A 19114-nucleotide genomic window follows, 5' to 3' on the forward strand; every position below is an offset into this window, starting at 1 on the left:
TTCGTGCAGAGCGCCCGCCTCGGAAACCGGACGGTATTATATATCTATGTGGCAAGCCACAGATACGAATATGCAATCGAGCGTCTCGCGGCGTCGAGTGCTCGCCAGCGGGGGGTTGAGTGTACTCGCGTCGCTCGCCGGCTGTCTCGCGACGGGACGAGGTGAAACGGAGACCGTGACGAAAACGTACGAGACCGACGATCTCAGTTCGCTCTCGCTCTCGGCCGAGAACGGTTCGGTCACCGTCGAGGGGAAACAAGGAGACACGGTCGAACTTCGGGGTCACAAAGCGGCCCCCACCGAGGACGCTCTCGAGTCGCTCTCGATCGAGACCGGCCGCGACGACGGACGTCTCGCGGTCGAAACGCAACGGGAGGACGTCCCGTTCCTGTTCGGTCCCGACCCGAAACTGGCCCTCGAGGCGACGGTTCCCGACGGCGTTCGAATGGCCCGCGTGGCGACGACGAACGGCGACGTCGACGTACGGGACGTAACCGGCGAACTGGCGACCGACACGACCAACGGAGAGATCGACGTTCAGGGGGTCGACGGGGCACTGGTCGCCGACAGTACCAACGGGTCGGTTCGGGTGACCGGCGTCGACGGCGACGTTCGCGCGGCGACGACCAACGGCGACATCGACGTCACGGTCGCGGACGGCGACGGCGATCTGACGGCCGAGAGCACCAACGGCGCGGTCACCGTTCGCGCACCGCCCTCGCTCGACGCGACCGTCAGCCTCTCGACGACGAACGGCGAGGTCTCGCTCGAGGGGTTCGACGGGTCGGAGGCCACGAGCGAAGATTCGATCGAAACGACGCTCGGTGACGGGACACGTCGGCTGCGAGTCGACACGACCAACGGCGACGTGGTGGTGCAGAACGAAAACAGCGGGTAAGGTCGCCAGACGAGAGGGAACCGGCATCGCAGTTGAGCGAACCAGACACACATCCGGTGGCGGCGTGTCGGGAGGCGGCCGCCCGAGAACGGTACCTCTTTTACCCGCCCTCTCCACCGCTCGCCTATGACCACGCTCGGACTGGTGGTCGCGGAATTCAACCGTCCGATCACCGAGCAGATGGAGCAGGAAGCGCTCGAGGCGGCCACCGCCGCGGGCGCCGAGGTGTACGAGACGGTCCGCGTCCCAGGAGTCTACGACGCGCCGCTGGCGGCCGACCGACTCGCCCGCCGCGAGGAAGTCGACGCCGTCGCCGTCGTCGGAACCGTCATCACCGGTGATACGGATCACGACCAGGTGATCACCGACGCGACCGCGCAGGGACTCTCCGACGTGAGTCTCGAGCGCGATACGCCCGTGACCCTCGGCGTGACCGGTCCCGGGATGTCCGCCGCCGAGGCGCGAGAACGCGTCGAAAACGCGGCGAAAGCCGTCGACGGCGCGCTCGATCTCGTCGACGAACTCCCCGACCCCAGTCCCGCTGCCGATTCAGACTAGATCCACAATGACGATGGAATTCACCGACCGCGTCAGCCGAGTCGAACCGTCCGCAACGCTCGCCATCTCCGCGCTCGCCACCGAACTCGAGGCAGAGGGCGCAGACGTCGTCGACCTGAGCGTCGGCGAACCCGACTTCCCCACGCCCGAGAATATCGTCGAGGCCGGCAAGGACGCGATGGACGCCGGCCACACCGGCTACACGACCTCCGCCGGCATCCTCGAGTTGCGCGAGTCCATCTCGGAGAAACTCGCCGACGACGGCCTCGATCACAGCACGGACGAGATTATCGTCACGCCCGGCGCGAAGCAGGCGCTGTACGAGATCGTCCAAGCCCTGATCGGCGAAGGCGACGAAGTCGCCCTGCTCGACCCCGCGTGGGTCTCCTACGAGGCGATGGTCAAGATGGCCGGCGGCGATCTGACCCGCGTCGACCTCTCGGACTCGGACTTCCGGCTCGAGCCCGCCCTCGACGACCTCGCGGCCGCGGTGTCGGACGAAACGAAGCTGCTGATCGTCAACTCCCCGTCGAACCCCACCGGCGCCGTCTACTCCGACGCGGCGCTCGAGGGCGTGCGCGACCTCGCCGTCGAGCACGACATCACCGTCATCTCCGACGAGATCTACAAGGAGATCACCTACGGCGTCGAACCGACGAGTCTCGGCACGCTCGAGGGGATGGCCGACCGCACGATCACGGTCAACGGTTTCTCGAAAGCGTACTCGATGACCGGCTGGCGGCTGGGCTACTTCGCCGGTCCCGAGGACCTGATCGATCAGGCCGGCAAGCTCCATAGCCACTCCGTCTCTTCGGCCGTCAACTTCGTCCAGCACGCCGGTCTCGAGGCGCTCGAGACGGAGGACGCCGTCACGGAGATGACCGAAGCGTTCGAGGAGCGCCGCGACCTGGTCGTCGACTTGCTCGCCGAATACGACGTCGACGTGGCAGTGCCGGAGGGCGCGTTCTACATGATGCTCCCCGTTGCTGATGACGATCAGGCGTGGTGTGAGGGTGCGATCGAGGACGCCCACGTCGCGACCGTGCCGGGGAGCGCCTTCGGCACGCCCGGCTACGCGCGAATCTCGTACGCGGCGAGTGAAGAGCGACTCGAGGAGGGGCTCGAGCGGCTGGCAGAGGAAGGCTACTTGTAAGCTCTATTCGGCGATTTTCGGCAGTATCTTCACTGAGAGTATACCGTGTTTTCGCTGGCCGCAGCGCATCGACACAATCACGACCAGACGCAGGTTTATATGTGATACCGAGGCCACCCCCTGCGTGGATTGTCCGACGTGTGGGAAATCGCTCCGAACCCGAGGCGGACAGATAGCCGTTTCTCCTCGCGCCGAAAAGTAACACTATTGTGATGCCGTCGTCTAACTCGGAGTGAGGAGTCCCGTGGTGATGAGCGGTTCCAACGGAACCGCGATTCTCACGGGACGCCGAGTGAAACGAGAAGTCCCGTGGTGTAGTGGCCAATCATATGGGCCTTTGGACGTGTTCGGTACGCTCCGTCACGGAAGCGAGCCCATGACGGCAGTTCGAATCTGCCCGGGACTATATCAAATATTTTCTATAAATTCGATCGAAGAGCCTCTCGGACACCGACCCAGTCCGCTACACGACTGACAGTCTATCGGCGTCGTCGCAGGTATCGCGTTGGGAGTATACCGAGAAACGGCACTGTTCAAGAACGTTTACGGGAATACGCCGTACTCGTCTAACACCTTCATAGTAATTCCCTCTGTCTCGAGGATAGTCACTATGTTCGGAACGAGCGGTATCCGCGGAACTGTCGGTGAGGAGGTAACGGCCGACCTCGCGCTCTCGATCGGTCGGGCCGTCGCGTCCGACGGCTACGACCGCGTCGTCGTCGGGCGGGACGCTCGAGAGAGCGGCAAGGTTCTAACCGATGCAGTGACCGCTGGACTGCGCGAGTGTGGCGCGGACGTACTCGAGGCGGGGGTCGCGCCGACGCCGACGATCGCGAGGGCGGTCCCGCGGGAGAACGCGGACGCCGGAATCGTCGTCACGGCCTCGCACAATCCCGCGCCGGACAACGGGATCAAGCTCTGGGACGCGTCGGGCAAGGCGTTCGATTCCGACCAGCGGGACGCGATCGCGACGCGAGTCGAGGCGGACGACTACGACCTGGGGCCCTGGGACGGACACGGCTCGCTCGAGTCGCTCGAGGATTCGATCGATCGACACGCGACGGCGTTGACCGAGGCCGTGTCGATCGAGGACCCGCCGAGCGTCGCCGTCGACGTCGGGAACGGGACCGGGGGGATAACCGCGCGCGTGCTCTCGGAATCGGGCTGTGACGTCGTCACGCTGAACGGACAGCGGGACGGACGCTTCCCCGGGAGACCGAGCGAGCCGACTCGAGAGACCCTCGGCGACCTCTCCGCGCTCGTCGAAGCGACGGACGCCACGGTCGGGATCGCGCACGACGGCGACGCCGATCGGATGCTGGCCGTCGACGAGACCGGCTCGTTCGTCCCCAAAGACGTGCTCCTGGCCCTGTTCGCACGCGAGACTGCGACGGACGGCGACGTGGTCGCCGCCCCGGTCGATACGAGCATGGCCGTCGACGACGCGCTGGCGGCCGTCGGCGCATCCGTGAGCCGAACCCGGGTCGGCGACACGTTCGTCGCCGACCGCGCGACGCAGCCGGACGTGGTCTTCGGCGGCGAACCGAGCGGCGCGTGGATCTGGCCCGAGGAAACGCTGTGCCCGGACGGCCCGCTCGCAGCGTGTAAGCTCGTAGAACTCGTCGCCGATCGCGAGCCGCTCTCGTCGCTCGTCGACGACATCGAGACGCACCCGATCCGCCGCGCGTCGGTTTCCGTCGAGGAGAAGGTCGCGGTGATGAATCAGGTTCGCGATCGCGTCAGCGAACGGTACGACGACGTCGACACGCTCGACGGCGTCTACGTCGACGTCGACGACGGCTGGATCCTCCTGCGGGCGAGCGGTACTGAACCTGTCGTCCGGCTCACGGTCGAAGCACGGGACGAGTCCAGGGCCGAACGACTGGAAGCCGATGCCGTCGGCATCCTCGAGACAGCGATCGCGACGATAGCCGGAATTCGATCGTGACCATCGATCGGTTCAGTTGTCAAATGGGCGGTATTCAGGCCTCTGTGTCGGGTTTAACGCATCGATAATGAAGTGTTCCGTGTCCTATGTCGAGTGTAGATACGTGGTGCAACGAACAACACTGCTGCCGTGGGACGACGGCGGCGGTCGAACGAAATTATTGGTTATAAACAGACAAGAGAAACGATGACTCGGGAGTTTCGTCGTGATGACGCGACATCGACGGGGAGTACTGCGAGCGAATCGAGCGGACTGGACACGCTGCTCATCGGCATCGATGCGGGCTGTCTGCCGGTGTTCGAGCGGCTGTTCGAAGACGACCGGATTCCGGCCATCGAGGGGCTCTGCTCTGAGGGGGTGGCCGCGCCGCTCGAGTCGCAGATTCCGCCGTGGACGCCGAGCGCCTGGCCGTCGATCTACACCGGCGTCAACCCCGGCAAACACGGCGTGGTGGGCTTCGTCGGCTACGACGGCTACGACTGGCACGTGACGAGCAACGACGACGTCCACGAGCATCCGCTGTGGACGCTGCTGGATCGACACGACCGCTCGAGCGTCGTGGTCAACGCGCCGGTCACCCACCCGCCGGACGAGTTTGAGGGGGCAGTCATCCCCGGGTTCCTCGGTCCCGAGGATCCGCCGTGCCATCCCGATGGGATCCTCGAGGAGGTCCGCGATGCGATCGGGGAGTATCGCGTCTATCCGAACTACACGCGCGACGACGATTCGCTCTCTGACGACGCGAAGATCGAGGAGTATCGGAATCTCGTCCGGATGCGCGGGGAGGCGTTTCGCTATCTCGCCGACGAGTTCGACCCGGATTTCGGGTTCGTCCAGTTCCAGAAGACGGACACGGTCTTCCACGAACTGAGCGGCGAGAAACGGCACATCGATCCCGTTTACGAGGCGGCTGACGAACAGATCGCGTCGATCCTCGAGGCCTGCGATCCGGACCGCGTCTTCCTCGTGAGCGACCACGGGATGGGAACGTACGACGGTTACGAGTTCCGAATCAACGAGTACCTCCGCGACGTGGGATTCCTCGAGACGACGACCGGCGGCAAGGGAATGCCGTCCTGGACGCCGATGCGCAGACGCCTGCGCGAGGGCGAGGAGTACGACACGTGGGAGCCGGGGACGGTCGCACGTGCGGCGTCTGTCGCCGCGCGATTCGGCGTCACCGCCCGGCGCGTCAGGACCGCACTCGAGCGGGTGGGGCTGGCGGACGTCGCCATCGAGCACGCGCCGGGTGGGATCACTCGGACGGCGAACGAACAGGTCGATTTCGCCGAATCGGAGGCCTACGTTCGTGCCCGGACCGAACTCGGCGTTCGAATCAATCTCGAGGGCCGGGAGCCAAACGGCGTCGTTCCACAGGAGGAGTACGAGGAACTCCGAGAGAGTCTCATTCGAATGCTACAGGCCGTCGAGACGCCCGACGGCGAGCCGTTCTTCGAAACGGTCGCGCCGCGCGAGCAGTACTTCCACGGTGACGAAATCGACGAGACGGTTGACGTCGTCACGATCCCCGCCGACTTCGAGCACATGCTCTCCGAGCAACTGGGCGAGGGCGATTACTTCAGCCCGGCCGAACCCTGGAACCACAAGCTCGACGGGGTCTTCGTCGCGGCGGGCGAGGGAATCGACGAAAACGCCGCGCTCGAGCGGGCGCACCTCTTCGACGTCGCGCCGACGATCATGGCTGCGATGGGGGTTCCCCACAGCGACCGCATGGACGGCACCGTCGTCCCCGTCGTCGATTCGGGGGAGTCGACATCCTATCCGGAGTACGATGAGGGAGAGGAAACGAACCGACCGGCAGCGGACGGAGACGTGACGGACCGACTGGCCGATCTCGGGTACATGAACTGACACGGTTTGCTGTACCGATATACCGGCGCGATCGCGATCCAGCCTGCGGTCGCGTCGGAACGGACTGCCAGTCGACCGTCCGTGAAGGAGTCCGAGACTCCCGCTAAGACGATCCGCTGGAACTGCGTACTGGCACACCGACACGGTGGGTCGAAGGTGTCCCGGCACTAACTGACAGGAATCCGTCTTCCTCCCGAGCCGAGCGGGTCGATTTGGCCTACGAAAACGCTCTTAGCCGCGTTATAAGTATGGGCTACCGGGCCCCATATCGGTGTACGACATTGACATCTCAATGGGATTTATCGCAGCGATCCGCCTCGTCCACGACGAGCTTCCGTTAGTACCGACGATCGAGCGACAGTCGGGTGTGACGCTCCGGTACGAGTACGGAGCGAGGACCCGCGAGCAGCGTCTCCAGTTCGTCTCCGCATTCGGCGACGAGCACGAGACCCTCGAGGAGGTGATGGCTGCAGATCCTACCGTCTCGAACGCGACGTGCGTCGCGACGTTCGAAAACCGATCGATCTACCGCGTCGTCGTCGAGACCGACCTCGAGATCGTTCCCGATCGCTGTGCCGAAGTCGGCCTGTTCGCCTTCAGAATCACGAGCGCCGAGGGGGGCTGGTGCGCGCGGGTTCATCTCCCGGATCGCGACGTGCTGTCGGCGTTCCGGAGCCAGTGTCTCGATCGGGGCATCTCGTTTCACGTGAACCACCTGTACGACTCGTCGGTGTCCGACGAGCAGACCTATTTCCTGACCGAACGACAACACGAGATCCTCACGATGGCCTACTACGCCGGCTACTTCGAGGTACCACGCGGTGCCACGCAGGACGATCTCGCCGATCGGCTCGATATCTCGGATTCTGCGGTCTCCCAGCAGATACGGCGCGCCGTTTCCGAACTGATCGCCGCGACGCTCGAGAACGATCGCGCGCCAGAGGAATACGGATAGCATCGGCCGATATCGTAATTATTGTTATTTTACAGTTCGAGTCATATAACGGCAATTCAGTACAATAGCTGACCCCGATATCGGCGATTAAAGAGGTATTAAAGGCCATATAACGGGGAAGGAGAGTCTACGTCCTGCTAATTCCCATGTCTAACTGTATATTGAATAACCATTTCAAAAATAGGACTTGTTTTCCCCCTATCGATAACAGGAACCGCATCTGCCACTTAAAAGCTTGCTATCCGAATCCATAGATACTGGACCCCATCATCACTCAGAAAGAAGTGACTTTCAATGTCGGATAGAAGTGGTATGCAGCGCTCGAATCGTAACGTTTCTCGTGGCTCTCGATCGGTCGAGGGGGATGACGGTCGGCCGTCTCTCGAGGAAGGACCGTCGAAGACACAGTCGAGACGTCGGTTTCTGGGAGGAACAGTGGCGGCATGTGCCGCCGGAATCGGACTGACGTCGACAGCCAGCGCGTCAACGGATCGATACGGACACTACTACGACGACTACGCGACCGTCGTGGACGTAACCGAGGCCGGAGCGGACGATACCGGCACCGAATCGATCACGCCCGTGCTCGAGAGACTCCGAGACGACGATACACTGCTCGTGTTTCCCGAAGGGGAGTACTTCATGGACGAGCAGTTCAGATTCACCGGCTTCGATAACTTCGGCGTCGTCGGCGATAACGCGACGCTGATTCCGGCGAACTTTCACGAGTTCGCCGGGCGACAGCATCGACTGTTTCGCCTCGGCGTCTCGTACAGTCCCGGAGCCAATCTCCGCTTCGAGGGATTCGACGTCGATCAGTCGGCCCCCGAGACGGGAATCAGGACGATCGAGGCCTACGCGTCCGACCGACTCGAGGTACGCGACATCACCGTTCACGGTCACCACGACAGCGGGACGTGGGGGCCGGGCTTGTTCAACGTCACCGACCCCGATGGCTACGGAATCGTCGAACGGTTTCGAGCGCCGGACGGGGGTGCGTGGGTCGATAACACGCCGAATGCGGGCAATCGATGGCGCGGCCCGATCGGCATCGAATCGAACGAAAACGAGGGGACAATCGAGTTCAGGCGCTGCCAGCTCGGCGCGTTCCCGAACAACGGCCTCTACGCGGCGGGTGGCAACGGAAAAACCATAGTCTCCGGCGGACTGTATCGGAACAGTAACGGTGCGAACATACGTGTCGGTGGCGAAAACAGCGAGATTCGGTGGCCGACCGTCCAAGTCGACTCGTCGCGCCCAGAGGACAGGACCCAGCGTGGCATCCGGATCGAGAACGGGAAAAACATGAAGATCCACGGTGCTGCCGTCGAGATCACGTCACCCATGCCGACCAGTCACGCGATTTCGGTGATGAACACCTGCGACAGCGCCCGGATCGAAAACACTCGCGTGGAGATACGAGGGTCGGATGTGAACCACGGAATCGTCATCTCGCCCAACTGTGGGAACGCGACGATCGTCGACACGGCGATCAACCACGAAACTGCAGGCGGCTATCCGCTCTGGATCCGGAACACCGATAATACCGATCGAGTGCACGTCGAAAACGTCACGATCACGGGACGGTCGGGCAGCGCCAGCGGCTTCCGTGACGGGATTCGCTGCGAACGCGATAACTGCCGCTTCAGCAACGTCGAGGTTACGCAGCACGGACGCAACGGGGCGGACCGAAACGCCATCGTCAACACGGGCACGGACGTGAAGGTCTACCAGAGCGACCTGCGCGCCAGTCAGTATCCGCTCGTCAACCTCGGCTCCGACGTGCTCGTTCGCGACTCGACGCTCGAGTCGTCAGGAGACGAGGAGGCCGTCTGTCTCTACGAGTCGGCGTCGAACGCGGCGTTCAAAAAGAATCGGCTGGTCGACGGGATCCGCGACTACGGTGCGAGCGGCGTCACGACTTGGGAGAACACGTACCAGTAGTCGGCGACGCACGGCTACATCGGTAGTTCGTCGCTTCGTCTCTTCGTTACTCCGTTTCTTCACCGCCGTCACCCACATTTTCCGTCGGTTCGTCCACCGTCCTATATCGCCACAAATTCGGCTCTCGAGCCCGTTTAACCCCCGTATAATAACGCCGCGCTATAGCAACCGTCTCGTTACAGTGAGCACGTCGGATCGTGTCCGATCGTCAGGGGGGATGGCTGTCGAGTGGCAGCTCGAAGGAACCAGAGAGAAACCGTGAACAGGAGTATTACGAGCGGCGTCGTGTCGGTCGTCAGTGCGAAACTCATCGTTCTCGTCGTCACTGCGCTTTCGACGCCGCTGCTGTACCGATTTCTCGGTGCATCGGGGTACGGCGAGTACGCGTTTTTGCTATCCATCTTTGCGATCTACATGATCTTCGTCAGTTCGGGGATCACGGACGGCGTCCGAAAGTTCCTCGCCGAGGACCGCGGCGCGGCGAACTGGAGCGAACACGTCGTCGGTTTTTACTTCCGGCTAGCGATCTTGCTGGCCGGTCTCGGGGCGCTCTTGCTGGTATTCGCGACCAGGGTCGGGCTCGTCAGCCTCGCCTTCGGATCGGAGCTGACGACCTACTTCTACGCCCTCGCCGCGCTCGTTATCACGGCGCAGTTCCGCGACTTCGCGCGGAAGACGCTCATGGGGTTCGGCCTCGAGCGGTACTCGGAGCCGCTCAAGGTTCTCGATAAAGTCGGCTTCGTCGCGGTCGCACTCCCGCTAACGTACGTCGGCCTCGGCGTGATGGGGGCGCTCGCAGGGCATCTATTCGCGAGCCTCCTCGTCGGTGTGATCGGGCTCCTCCTCGTTCACCGTCGGATTTCCCTGTCGTCCGTCTTCTCCAGCCCCACGGAACAGTTCCCTCGGACGGAGATGCTCACGTTTAACTCGATGAGCATCGCGCTGATCTTCCTGCTGATGTCGCTCTACCACATCGACATCATCATGCTCAACCACTTTCGATCGGACGCGTCGGTCGGTAACTACAAGGCAGCGCTGACGCTCGCCGAGTTTCTCTGGTTCGTCCCGATGGCGATCCAGACGGTGTTCGTCCACTCGACGTCGGAGCTGTGGTCGCAGAACCGCTATCGGAAGATTTCGGCCCTCGCATCTCGGACGACGCGCTACACGTTTCTGCTGACGGCAGTTATGGCGGTCGGACTCGCGGCGCTAGCTGACGTCGCCGTGCCGATCTACTTCGGTGCCGAGGCCGAGCCGGCGATCACCCCGCTGCTGTTGTTACTCCCCGGCGCTCTCGGTTTCGCGCTCGCACGACCGATCCTCGCAGTATCGCAGGGGAAGGGGACGCTCCGGTATCCGGTCGCGGCGACGGGGGCCGCGGCCGCGATCAACGTCGCGCTCAACGTCACGCTTATTCCCCGCTTCGGAATGGGGGGCGCGGCCGTCGCAACCAGCGTCGGATACGGATCGATGTTCGCCTTCCACTGTCTGAGTGCGCGACGCATCGGCTTCAATCCGCTCGAGGACGCGCGGCTCGGTCGAGCGGCACTGACTACCGTCCTCGCAGCCGTTCCCATCGTCGCCCTCTCGGCGGCGATTTCGAATCCGTGGCTCGCGCTCGCGGTCGTCCCGCCCGTCGGATTCCTCCTCTTCATCACGTTCGCGCTGCTCGTCGGCGCACTGGATCCGGCCGAGCCGTTCGAGTTGCTGTCGTTATTCCCCGGTCCGATCGGGGGGACGGCGGATGCGATTCACGGCCGGCTCACGGCCGGCGAGAACGAGGAGACGACTCGGAACTGGTTGCAGCTGTTCCTGTTCGTCGGCGGGCTCTCCCTGCTCGTCGCGGGACTCGTATTCGGAATGCTCGACCCCGGATTGCAGAGCGTCGCTCCCTGACCCAGTCCCATCCGACGCTGTCGCTCGAGTCGACCGCCGGTCGCGACGAGCGGACGTAACACAGAAGACGGCTGAGAGTCGAGCGAAACGGCGAAGCACCGCGCTATGTCCGAACACAGCGGGTCCGACGTTCGATCGACGCACGCGGTTCTCTCGCAGCTGACGTCGGCGTCTCCCCGACCGTACCAAACACTGTTCCGACGACCGCACGTTCTTCCCGAAGCGGCAGACGCCTCAGTCATACCGCCGGTCACGGCAACGATACCATCGGCTCTTCATCGCCACAACCGGTCATACACCCGCGTTCGGAGCCACTGACGGCCACTACACACCGGATCGACTAGAGAGGAGCGCGGTTCGGAGCGAGCACCGTGAGTGAGAACTGCGGACTGTGCGATCAGCGTGAAAACCGTTTCAGTGGCTACGACAACAGATCCGTCGCAGTGACGACCTCTACGTTCCGTTCGTCGATGTACTCGAGCAGGTCCGCGAACGCCTGCACGCTCATCCCGTCCTCGCCGATATAATCGAACTGCAACACCGCGAGCTGACCGTACTCGGCGGCGTAGTCGACGTACGTTTCCGTCACGTCGCCGGCGTCGCCGGCGAAGAATCCCACGTTGTAGGGGTCGGTGAGCGGCAGTCCGTTCGGACCGCCGCCGAACCGGAACGCCTGTTCGTGGTGTTCCTCGACGAGGTCGCGAGCGGTCGGAGTGAGTACGTTCCGCGGCGTGACGAAGTGTTTCGCGCCGTCCTCGAAGCCGAGGCTCTCGAGGTGCAGTTTCGTGTCTCGAATCATCCGCGCTTGCTCTTCGGGGGAGTACTCGTGGAGGAAGTGAGCGCCGGTTCGCGGCCGAGCCGCCATGTCCCAGCCCGCGTCGCTCAGTTCCTCGAGCCTGTCGATCGTGAGCCGCTCGCCCTCACCGACGGCCTCGGGTATGACCGCTTCGACGCCCGCGTAGCCGTAGGACTTCATCCGTTCGAAGGCCTCCGCGTAGTGACTCTCGAACATCCCGTCGAACAGGAGCAACACGTTGCCCGTCTCCGGTCGATCGACGACGCGGAGGTCGTCGATCTGACAGTCGATCGCGCCGGACGTGTCGCCGCGCCGACGAGCGGTCAACCGAATCTCGCTGACGTCCGTCAGATCCGGCTGGGCCTCGAGCTGACCGGTTCCGAAGTCGACGCGGACCCACCGATCGGACGGTCCGATGAGCGTCCGCTGCAGCACGTGAGCGTTTCGCGAGTTCGGCGCGAACAACTCGAGCGTGAGTCGGAGCTGCTCGCGGCCGGTGAACTTGACGGCGAGCGAGAGGTTCGAACCGCTCAGGTCCACTCCGTCAACCACCGTGTAGATCCCCGCGTACTCCGTGCCCTCGCTCGCGGTGAGGTGAGCCGACTGCGATCCGCCGTACGGATCGTCGGTCCCGGCCTCGAGGGTGCCGCCGTCGATCATCGCGATCCAGTCGTCGAGGGACTCGAAATCGTCGATCGATTCCCCGGGCAGTTGCGGTCCGTCGGTTCCGGATCGATCGGTGTCTTCGTTCGGCCTCGAATCCGTCGACGAGGTATCGCCGCCACGCAGCTCCCGCAACTGCGAGAGGCACCCGGAGAGCCCGAGTGTTCCGGTCGCCGCAACGGTAGTCATGAACGCTCGTCTGTTTCGGTTCGTCATTAGCCATTCCCATGTGTCGTTTGATCTTTCTTATACAGATGTTAGCCGAGCGTTGCCGATCGACGAGATTCGATCGCTGTCACCTCGAGCGGCCATCAGTCGCGACAGACAGGGCTGTTCGTCACACCGCGCGGTACCGCCGCCGCGACGCACACGCCGCTGCGTGGACGGATACCGGCGAATTCCGTCGTTTAGTTACGCGATAATAATCCGATCGGAACCGGTAGAACCGGGAAATGACTCGAGTCAGCGTCATCATCCCGACGTACAACAGAGCGGCGACGCTTCAACGCGCGATCGACAGCGCGCTCGAACAGACGATCGACGACCTCGAGGTCGTCGTCGTCGACGACGGATCGACCGACGACACCGAATCGGTGCTGGCCGCGTACGAGGATCCGCGAGTTCGGACGGTTATCCACGCGACCAACCAAGGTGCAAACGTCGCCCGGAACACGGGTCTCGAACACGCACGCGGGGAGTACGTCGCCTTCCTCGACTCGGACGACATCTGGCACCCCGAGAAACTCGAGCGCCAGCTCGCGACCCTCGAGGATCGATCGAGCATCTGGGTCGGAGCCTACTGCGACACGGCGTACGATCTGTCCGGAACGAGCGGCTGGTTCCGGTCGACCGCCGCGTCCGTGCTCGCTCGAGGGGACGGCGAACCAACGAAAGAGGGCAACGACGAGCTGGTCGGTGAGATCCTCGCCGACAACGTCCAGCCGGGTGCCGGCTCGACGCTGCTGGTCCGCACGGCGGTCGCCAGGGAGGCCGGCGGCTTCGACGAGGAACTGGATCGGTTCCAGGATCCCGAGTTCTGTCTGCGCGTCCTCGAACAGGGCAAACTCGCCTGCGTCGACGAGGTTCTCGTCGACCGCGACGATACCGGTCACCCGGCAGCCGATGTCATTAAAAACGCCAGCAGGCAGTATCTCTCGGCGTACGAAGACGAGGTCGAACGCTTCGAGGAAGAGGGGTACGAGATCCGCTCGAGCCACGAACTCATCCTCGCGAAGCGGTACCTCGCGGAGGGACGATTCCTGCGAGGGGCGTGGCACTTGCGAAACGCCGCCACGTCGCCGCGGTCGTACCCCGGTATCTGCTGGGTCACCGGTATCGGGGTTCGACGGCGACCGCTTCCGGTCGTCTTCGTGCTCGGCTTCCTGCTCGTCGCTCTCGCGGTCGGGCAGCGTGCGGTCTCTCGGTGAACAGAGCCGTTCCCTGCCGATTACTTTCGGGTCGGAACGGGGAGTGGAGACGCGTTCTATCGAGGAAAACCATTGCAGAAGCGAAACGCTTCCGTTGCCGCCGGTTATCGCACCTGTAATAAAGCCGACCGGTGACGACGGGCCGGACGGATGAGACGCGATTTACTTTCACGGAGATCCGTACTGGGCGCGACAGCCGGTTTTGCACTCGCGAGTGCAAGTGCCGCCAGCGTCGTCGGCGGTGCGATCCAAAACGAGGAGGGAAGCGTCAGTCGAGACTCTATCGTTATCCGGGAGGGAACCGACGAGGAGACGACGGCGTACGTGACGACCGCCGACGCCGACGGACCGACGGCGATCGTCGTCGGCGGACTGCACGGAAACGAGACCGCGGGGTATACGGCCGCGGGGCGGATCGCCGACTGGACGATCGACGCCGGCACGCTCGTTGCGATCCCCGAGGCGAACGCCGTCGCGATCGAGCGCGGGACCAGGAACGACGACGAGGGGAACAACCTCAACCGGCAGTTCTCCGAGGGGGAGACGCCGGGAACGGCGCTCGCACGCGCCATCTGGGACGTCGTCAGCGAGTACGACCCCGACATCCTGATCGATCTCCACGAGTCGACGGGGATCTACGCGGGCGATCCCATGGACGGGGTCGGCCAGGCGATCTTCCACTCGAGCGGTAACGAGGCGGCTGACGCCGCGGACGCGGCCGACTACGTCACTCGGAACTACGTGAACGACCCCAATCTCAGGTTCCAGACCGGCCCGTTCTCCATGCCGGACACCGATCCGAGCGGCTTGCTCGCTCACAAAGCCGCGCGCGACCTGACCGCCGACGGGTTCCTCGCCGAGACCGTTTCGACCGACGTCGAACTCGAGACGCGCGTCCGGTGGCATACGGCCATCGTCGAGCGGCTCTTGGAGGGCGAATTGCTCCTCGAGGACTCGGACAGCGGCAGTGCTCCTGAAGAACCGGTCGACGAGGAGCCGCCGGATTCTGAATCCGAGTCCGAGGAGCCTGCCGACGAGAACACGGGTGATGATTCCGAAGCGTCCGGAAACGAGGACGACGACGAAACCGCAACCGAAGACAGTGACGAAACCGCAACCGAAGACGGCGACGAAACCGCAACCGAAGACGGCGACGAAACCGCAACCGAAGACGGCGACGAGGCCTCGGACGACGATAGCGAGGCCGCAAGCGATGAGTCACCGACCGCGAAGATCGAGGTCAGTTCGGCGCGGACCAGCGAAACGGCGCTCGATCCGGGCCAGACGGTCACGCTCGACGCGTCGGGGTCGTCCGATCCGGACGGCGAACTGGTCGACTACGAGTGGTGCGTCAAAAACGACGACTCGTTCGACCAGACCGGCGAGACGATCGAGGTGACGGTCAGCAAACCCGGCGAACATCCGGTCCTGCTGCGCGTCGTCGACGACGACGGCTCGACCGACACCGATCGGATTACGCTCGCGACGAACTGCTGAGTCGCTGGTTGTCGGGCCGGCCGCGCGACCACGACGACGGCCACGGCCGGAGCACCGTCGTTTCCGACTCGCGAACAGCGACAGTCTCTATCGAGACGCAGTCCGCTTCGAGAAGTATTCCGCGCGAACCGAGCGGGCGAGCCGACCGTCGCCGATCAGAGGTTGCTCGTCCGCATTTTCCAGAGATCGTCGAACGTGATGACCTCGATGTCGGCGCTATCGATGTGCTCGAGTAGCGTCTCGTAGTCGCCCTCCGGCATCGTGTTGTTGGCATCGAAGGCGTGGAAGTTCAGGATCGTACACTGGTTGTGCTGTGCGGCGAGATCGACGCACCGTTTCGAGATCTCGAGGTCGTGCCCGATCGTCCGCGGCAACGCGAGCGGATCGAAGCCGTAGACGTTCGTCGTGTTGACGTTGCCGGCCTGATTGAAGCCGCCGCAGTAGTGGTATTTGGTGGTCAGCTCGAGGCTCGCCTTGTCGTAGCTGTTGTGCGGGTAGACGATGTAGTTCGCCCCTTCGAACCCGTTGTCGATGTACCACTGTTTGTCGGCTCTGAGCCTGGCTTCGAGATCCGATTCGTCGGTTTCAGCCATCGGATCGTGCGTCCCGTGGACGACGATCTGATCGCCCGCCTCCTGTCGTTCCGTGAGCTCCGAGCGCGACATGGTGTCGTCTACGCCCTGTTCGACCCACCGCGGAATCGGTGCCTGCACCGTCTGGAAGCCGTACTCGTCGTGGAGCGGCGAGGCCTTCTCGTAGTAGTCGCGCATCCCGTCGTCCCAGCTGAGCATGACGTACCCCTGATCGGGCGTTTCGTGCGTGCGCAGATCGTCGATCCAGACCTCGGCTTCCGACATGGAGTGAAGCAGTTGGATCTCGATCCGATCGAGGTGATCGAGCGTGGGTGCCTGCCCGCTTTGCTGGAAGACCCCCGGACTCGCTCGGAACCACCCGACGTCGGGCGAACGGTACGTGATTTCGCGGAGCGAGTACACTTTCGAGCTCCCGAACCGGTCGACGAGGCGCAGGTTGACCGTGATGCTCTGGGGCGTCGTCGTCCGTATAGCGAAGGACAGGTCCGTGTCCGTCATGTCTTCGCCGCTGAGGCTTCGCTGGGCGACGACGTTCTCGCTGCCGTTCGACTGGAGCTTGAAGCTCTGCTCGCCGGCGAAGACGGTGTCCGTGTCCGCTTCGCCCGATCCCTGCTCGACGGTCCAAGGCTCGAGGTCGCTGAAGTCGTCGAACGACTTGCCGGGTCGACGAAGGCGTTCCCGGCTGTCGAATTCCGTTTCGAGCGGCGGAACGCCGTCGGACAGCCCCGGTACCGAGTCGTCCGAATCGTCCGTCGTGTCGTCCGATGAGTCCCCGTTCCCCATGCCGGTCGCAGATCTGATCTGGTCCGCACAGCCCGCCATCCCGGTGAGACCGGCTGCACCCGACAGTGCGAGGAACCGTCGTCGTGTCGCGCGTTTCCGTGACATTAGCGATCCGATGGTACTGCCAGCAATCCTATTATTATAGATCTAATAGTCGGGATCGGGGGCCGCTCGTATCGGCGCTCAACGGACGTTTCAGTACTTAACAGTCGCATAGTTATTGAGAACTCCCGCGAAGAGGAGAGTAGAAAGGCGTTCGGAAGCGGGGGTGTGGGGAGGAGCGTTTTCCACGCGCCGATCGGACGCCGTCTCCGCGGTGGTCTTCGACGATGAACAGGGAACTCTTCGGTGTATTCGGCGGTATTGACGCGTTCGAACGGTTCAGGTCCAGTGAGGACTTCGACGAAGTACTCACCGGATCGACCGTCACGGTCGGAATCAGGGATTCCGATCTCGGGACGCCCGGCTGGAGCGCGACGTACACTCGCGACGACGGCTACTGCCTCATCTGGGGCGAGGCGTACGTTCCCGACGACGAGCCCAACACCGCTCGCTGGCTCCTCGAGCACTACGAGTCGGAGGGGGACGACGCACTGGAACGGCTCAACGGGTCGTATCTGGCCGTGATCGACACCGAAACGAGCGACGAAGCGTTCGTCGCGACGGATCCGGTCCGGTCCCGAGAGTGCTTTTACACCGACGAGCCCGGGGCTCGCGTCTTCGGAACCGATTCCGCCGAAGTCGCGCGCACGATTACGAACCCGACGCTGCATCGGAACGGGATCCTCGAGTTCCTGCACCTGGGGGTGACACTCGGCGAAAAGACGGCCGTCACGGGACTGCACCGACTCCCGATCGACAGTCGACTCACGCCCGCATCGGTCGACCCATTCGAACGATTCGTCTACGAGCCCCAGTCGCTCCCGGAATTCGACCCGGTCGGCGAACTCGCCGATCGCCTCGAGCGGGCGATCGAACGGCGGTCGTCGCTGCCCGGACAGAAGGGCATTCTCCTCTCGGCTGGCTACGACTCCCGAATCGTCCTCTCCCAGGTCGACGACATCGACTGCAGTTACACGGTCGGTTCGCTCGACGCACAGGAGGTCCGCGCTGCGAGAACGCTCGCCGCTCAGTACGGTGCGAGTCACACCGCCTTCCCGCCGGACGAGCGGTATCTCCGGCCCGACGAGTCGAAGATCCCGTACTCACAGGGGATCAAGGAGTCGTTGCACATCCACCACGCCGGCTATACGGACGAGATCGGGGTCGATACGATGTATCACGGGCTCCTCTGTGATACGTTCTTCCGGGGCCATTTCACCGCCTCGAAGACCGTCGACGTCCTCGACAAGCGCATCCCGACCGGCGGACTCGAGTCCGATCCCGACCCCGTCGAGGTGTTCCTCGAGAAGTTCGGGTACAGCCGCGACGCCAGCCTCGAGTTGGCCGACCGAACGTCCTTCGACGTCGATCCGGAGGCGTTCGTCAGGGAGGCTATCATCGACGAGTTCGACTCGAGACGGTCGCGTGCGGATCGAGTACAGAACGCGCTGTCCTGTTGTGGCATCGCCAACCAGCCGTCGATACCGTTTCACAATCACCTCTCCGATCACTTCGTGACGTCGTTTCTGGCGACGGATCGCGAACTGATCGACTGGCATCTCAAGACGCCGCCGGAACACCGAACGACGGACACGTTCCTCCGTGCGTGCGAGCGGGTCGACGACGATATCCTGCGACACAGACCCCCCGATCGGCCGTACGATGCGGCGCTACTCAACGAGGTCGAAGGGTTCGTTCGCCGGAAGACGCCGTTACTCTCGTCGTTCGAACCGCCCTGGCCGGACCGGAAGACGCTGTTCGAACGCCACGACTTCGATCGACGGCTACTGGGCGATCTCGAGCACGTCCACGGCCTGCCGGCCAGACACAAGCTCCGGCTCACCGACCTCCGCGGGTGGCTCGAGTGCAGGTCGGAGTTGCGAGAGCAACTGCTCCCGTGGCTTCGGCCACCGGATCCACTCGTCGCGTAACGCCTTTGACTCGTCCCGACGGTGTGCGAGAGTGGATAGTTGCAACTTCGATAATCACCTTCGAAAACGCTCTAATGCCTCTTTATTCCGTTCACGAG

Annotated in this window: 13 protein-coding genes and 1 tRNA gene; 12 read left to right on the forward strand and 2 right to left on the reverse strand. The window is 63.5% G+C overall.

The window, feature by feature from the left end:
• Positions 1–70: 70 nt before the first annotated feature.
• The 9 genes from AC0QDI_RS07775 (at position 71) to AC0QDI_RS07815 (ending at position 11224) form a co-directional block, all read left to right on the forward strand.
• Positions 71–898, forward strand: a complete 828-nt coding sequence (locus AC0QDI_RS07775) for a DUF4097 family beta strand repeat-containing protein (protein ID WP_474666857.1) — start codon at positions 71–73, stop codon at positions 896–898.
• Positions 899–1024: 126 nt separating this feature from the next.
• A complete protein-coding gene (ribH, locus tag AC0QDI_RS07780) occupies positions 1025–1456 on the forward strand; it encodes a 6,7-dimethyl-8-ribityllumazine synthase (RefSeq protein ID WP_474666859.1) in 432 nt (143 codons plus the stop codon).
• 7 nt (positions 1457–1463) lie between these two features.
• Positions 1464–2609 (forward strand): pyridoxal phosphate-dependent aminotransferase, encoded by a 1146-nt coding sequence (locus AC0QDI_RS07785; RefSeq protein ID WP_474666861.1) that lies wholly within the window; start codon positions 1464–1466, stop codon positions 2607–2609.
• 303 nt (positions 2610–2912) lie between these two features.
• Positions 2913–3015: transfer RNA gene (locus AC0QDI_RS07790), tRNA-Gln, on the forward strand.
• Between the two features lie 204 nt (positions 3016–3219).
• Entirely contained in the window at positions 3220–4557 is a 1338-nt protein-coding gene (gene glmM, locus AC0QDI_RS07795; protein WP_474666863.1) for a phosphoglucosamine mutase, read from the forward strand.
• A 186-nt stretch (positions 4558–4743) separates the two neighbouring features.
• Positions 4744–6429: an alkaline phosphatase family protein gene (locus AC0QDI_RS07800; RefSeq protein ID WP_474666866.1), complete on the forward strand. Its 1686-nt coding sequence runs from the start codon at positions 4744–4746 to the stop codon at positions 6427–6429.
• A gap of 292 nt (positions 6430–6721) precedes the next feature.
• Complete coding sequence (locus AC0QDI_RS07805) at positions 6722–7384, forward strand: helix-turn-helix domain-containing protein (RefSeq protein WP_474666869.1); 663 nt, start codon at positions 6722–6724, stop codon at positions 7382–7384.
• A 435-nt stretch (positions 7385–7819) separates the two neighbouring features.
• Positions 7820–9328 carry a right-handed parallel beta-helix repeat-containing protein gene (locus AC0QDI_RS07810; RefSeq protein ID WP_474666872.1) on the forward strand — a complete coding sequence of 503 codons (1509 nt, stop codon included), beginning with the start codon at positions 7820–7822 and terminating at the stop codon, positions 9326–9328.
• 258 nt (positions 9329–9586) lie between these two features.
• Positions 9587–11224: an oligosaccharide flippase family protein gene (locus AC0QDI_RS07815; protein WP_474666874.1), complete on the forward strand. Its 1638-nt coding sequence runs from the start codon at positions 9587–9589 to the stop codon at positions 11222–11224.
• Between the two features lie 421 nt (positions 11225–11645).
• Here the strand turns inward: AC0QDI_RS07815 and AC0QDI_RS07820 are convergent, their stop codons facing one another.
• Positions 11646–12899: a polysaccharide deacetylase family protein gene (locus AC0QDI_RS07820; protein ID WP_474666876.1), complete on the reverse strand. Its 1254-nt coding sequence runs from the start codon at positions 12897–12899 to the stop codon at positions 11646–11648.
• 236 nt (positions 12900–13135) lie between these two features.
• Here AC0QDI_RS07820 and AC0QDI_RS07825 point away from each other — a divergent pair, with 236 nt between their 5' ends.
• Both AC0QDI_RS07825 and AC0QDI_RS07830 read left to right on the forward strand, forming a co-directional pair.
• On the forward strand, positions 13136–14110 hold the full coding sequence (locus AC0QDI_RS07825; protein WP_474666878.1) for a glycosyltransferase family 2 protein: 975 nt from the start codon (positions 13136–13138) through the stop codon (positions 14108–14110).
• A gap of 150 nt (positions 14111–14260) precedes the next feature.
• Positions 14261–15607, forward strand: coding sequence for a PKD domain-containing protein (locus AC0QDI_RS07830; RefSeq protein WP_474666880.1), 1347 nt, complete (start codon positions 14261–14263; stop codon positions 15605–15607).
• 155 nt (positions 15608–15762) lie between these two features.
• On the opposite strand, the gene AC0QDI_RS07835 is transcribed toward AC0QDI_RS07830, so the two are convergent.
• Positions 15763–17088: a polysaccharide deacetylase family protein gene (locus AC0QDI_RS07835; RefSeq protein ID WP_474666882.1), complete on the reverse strand. Its 1326-nt coding sequence runs from the start codon at positions 17086–17088 to the stop codon at positions 15763–15765.
• A gap of 224 nt (positions 17089–17312) precedes the next feature.
• On the opposite strand from AC0QDI_RS07835, the gene AC0QDI_RS07840 reads away from it, so the two are divergent.
• Positions 17313–19016: a hypothetical protein gene (locus AC0QDI_RS07840; RefSeq protein ID WP_474666884.1), complete on the forward strand. Its 1704-nt coding sequence runs from the start codon at positions 17313–17315 to the stop codon at positions 19014–19016.
• Positions 19017–19114 lie beyond the last annotated feature (98 nt).

The organism is Natrinema sp. LJW11, from assembly GCF_056135975.1.

What these genes read in the sequence shown, in the direction of transcription:
- AC0QDI_RS07775 (WP_474666857.1), top strand. Translation starts at nt 71, where the DNA reads ATGCAATCGAGCGTCTCGCGGCGTCGAGTGCTCGCCAGCGGGGGGTTG.
- AC0QDI_RS07825 (WP_474666878.1), top strand. Translation starts at nt 13,136, where the DNA reads ATGACTCGAGTCAGCGTCATCATCCCGACGTACAACAGAGCGGCGACG.
- glmM (WP_474666863.1), top strand. Translation starts at nt 3,220, where the DNA reads ATGTTCGGAACGAGCGGTATCCGCGGAACTGTCGGTGAGGAGGTAACG.
- AC0QDI_RS07785 (WP_474666861.1), top strand. Translation starts at nt 1,464, where the DNA reads ATGACGATGGAATTCACCGACCGCGTCAGCCGAGTCGAACCGTCCGCA.
- AC0QDI_RS07820 (WP_474666876.1), bottom strand. Translation starts at nt 12,899, where the DNA reads ATGACGAACCGAAACAGACGAGCGTTCATGACTACCGTTGCGGCGACC.
- AC0QDI_RS07835 (WP_474666882.1), bottom strand. Translation starts at nt 17,088, where the DNA reads ATGTCACGGAAACGCGCGACACGACGACGGTTCCTCGCACTGTCGGGT.
- AC0QDI_RS07805 (WP_474666869.1), top strand. Translation starts at nt 6,722, where the DNA reads ATGGGATTTATCGCAGCGATCCGCCTCGTCCACGACGAGCTTCCGTTA.
- ribH (WP_474666859.1), top strand. Translation starts at nt 1,025, where the DNA reads ATGACCACGCTCGGACTGGTGGTCGCGGAATTCAACCGTCCGATCACC.
- AC0QDI_RS07830 (WP_474666880.1), top strand. Translation starts at nt 14,261, where the DNA reads ATGAGACGCGATTTACTTTCACGGAGATCCGTACTGGGCGCGACAGCC.
- AC0QDI_RS07800 (WP_474666866.1), top strand. Translation starts at nt 4,744, where the DNA reads ATGACTCGGGAGTTTCGTCGTGATGACGCGACATCGACGGGGAGTACT.
- AC0QDI_RS07840 (WP_474666884.1), top strand. Translation starts at nt 17,313, where the DNA reads ATGAACAGGGAACTCTTCGGTGTATTCGGCGGTATTGACGCGTTCGAA.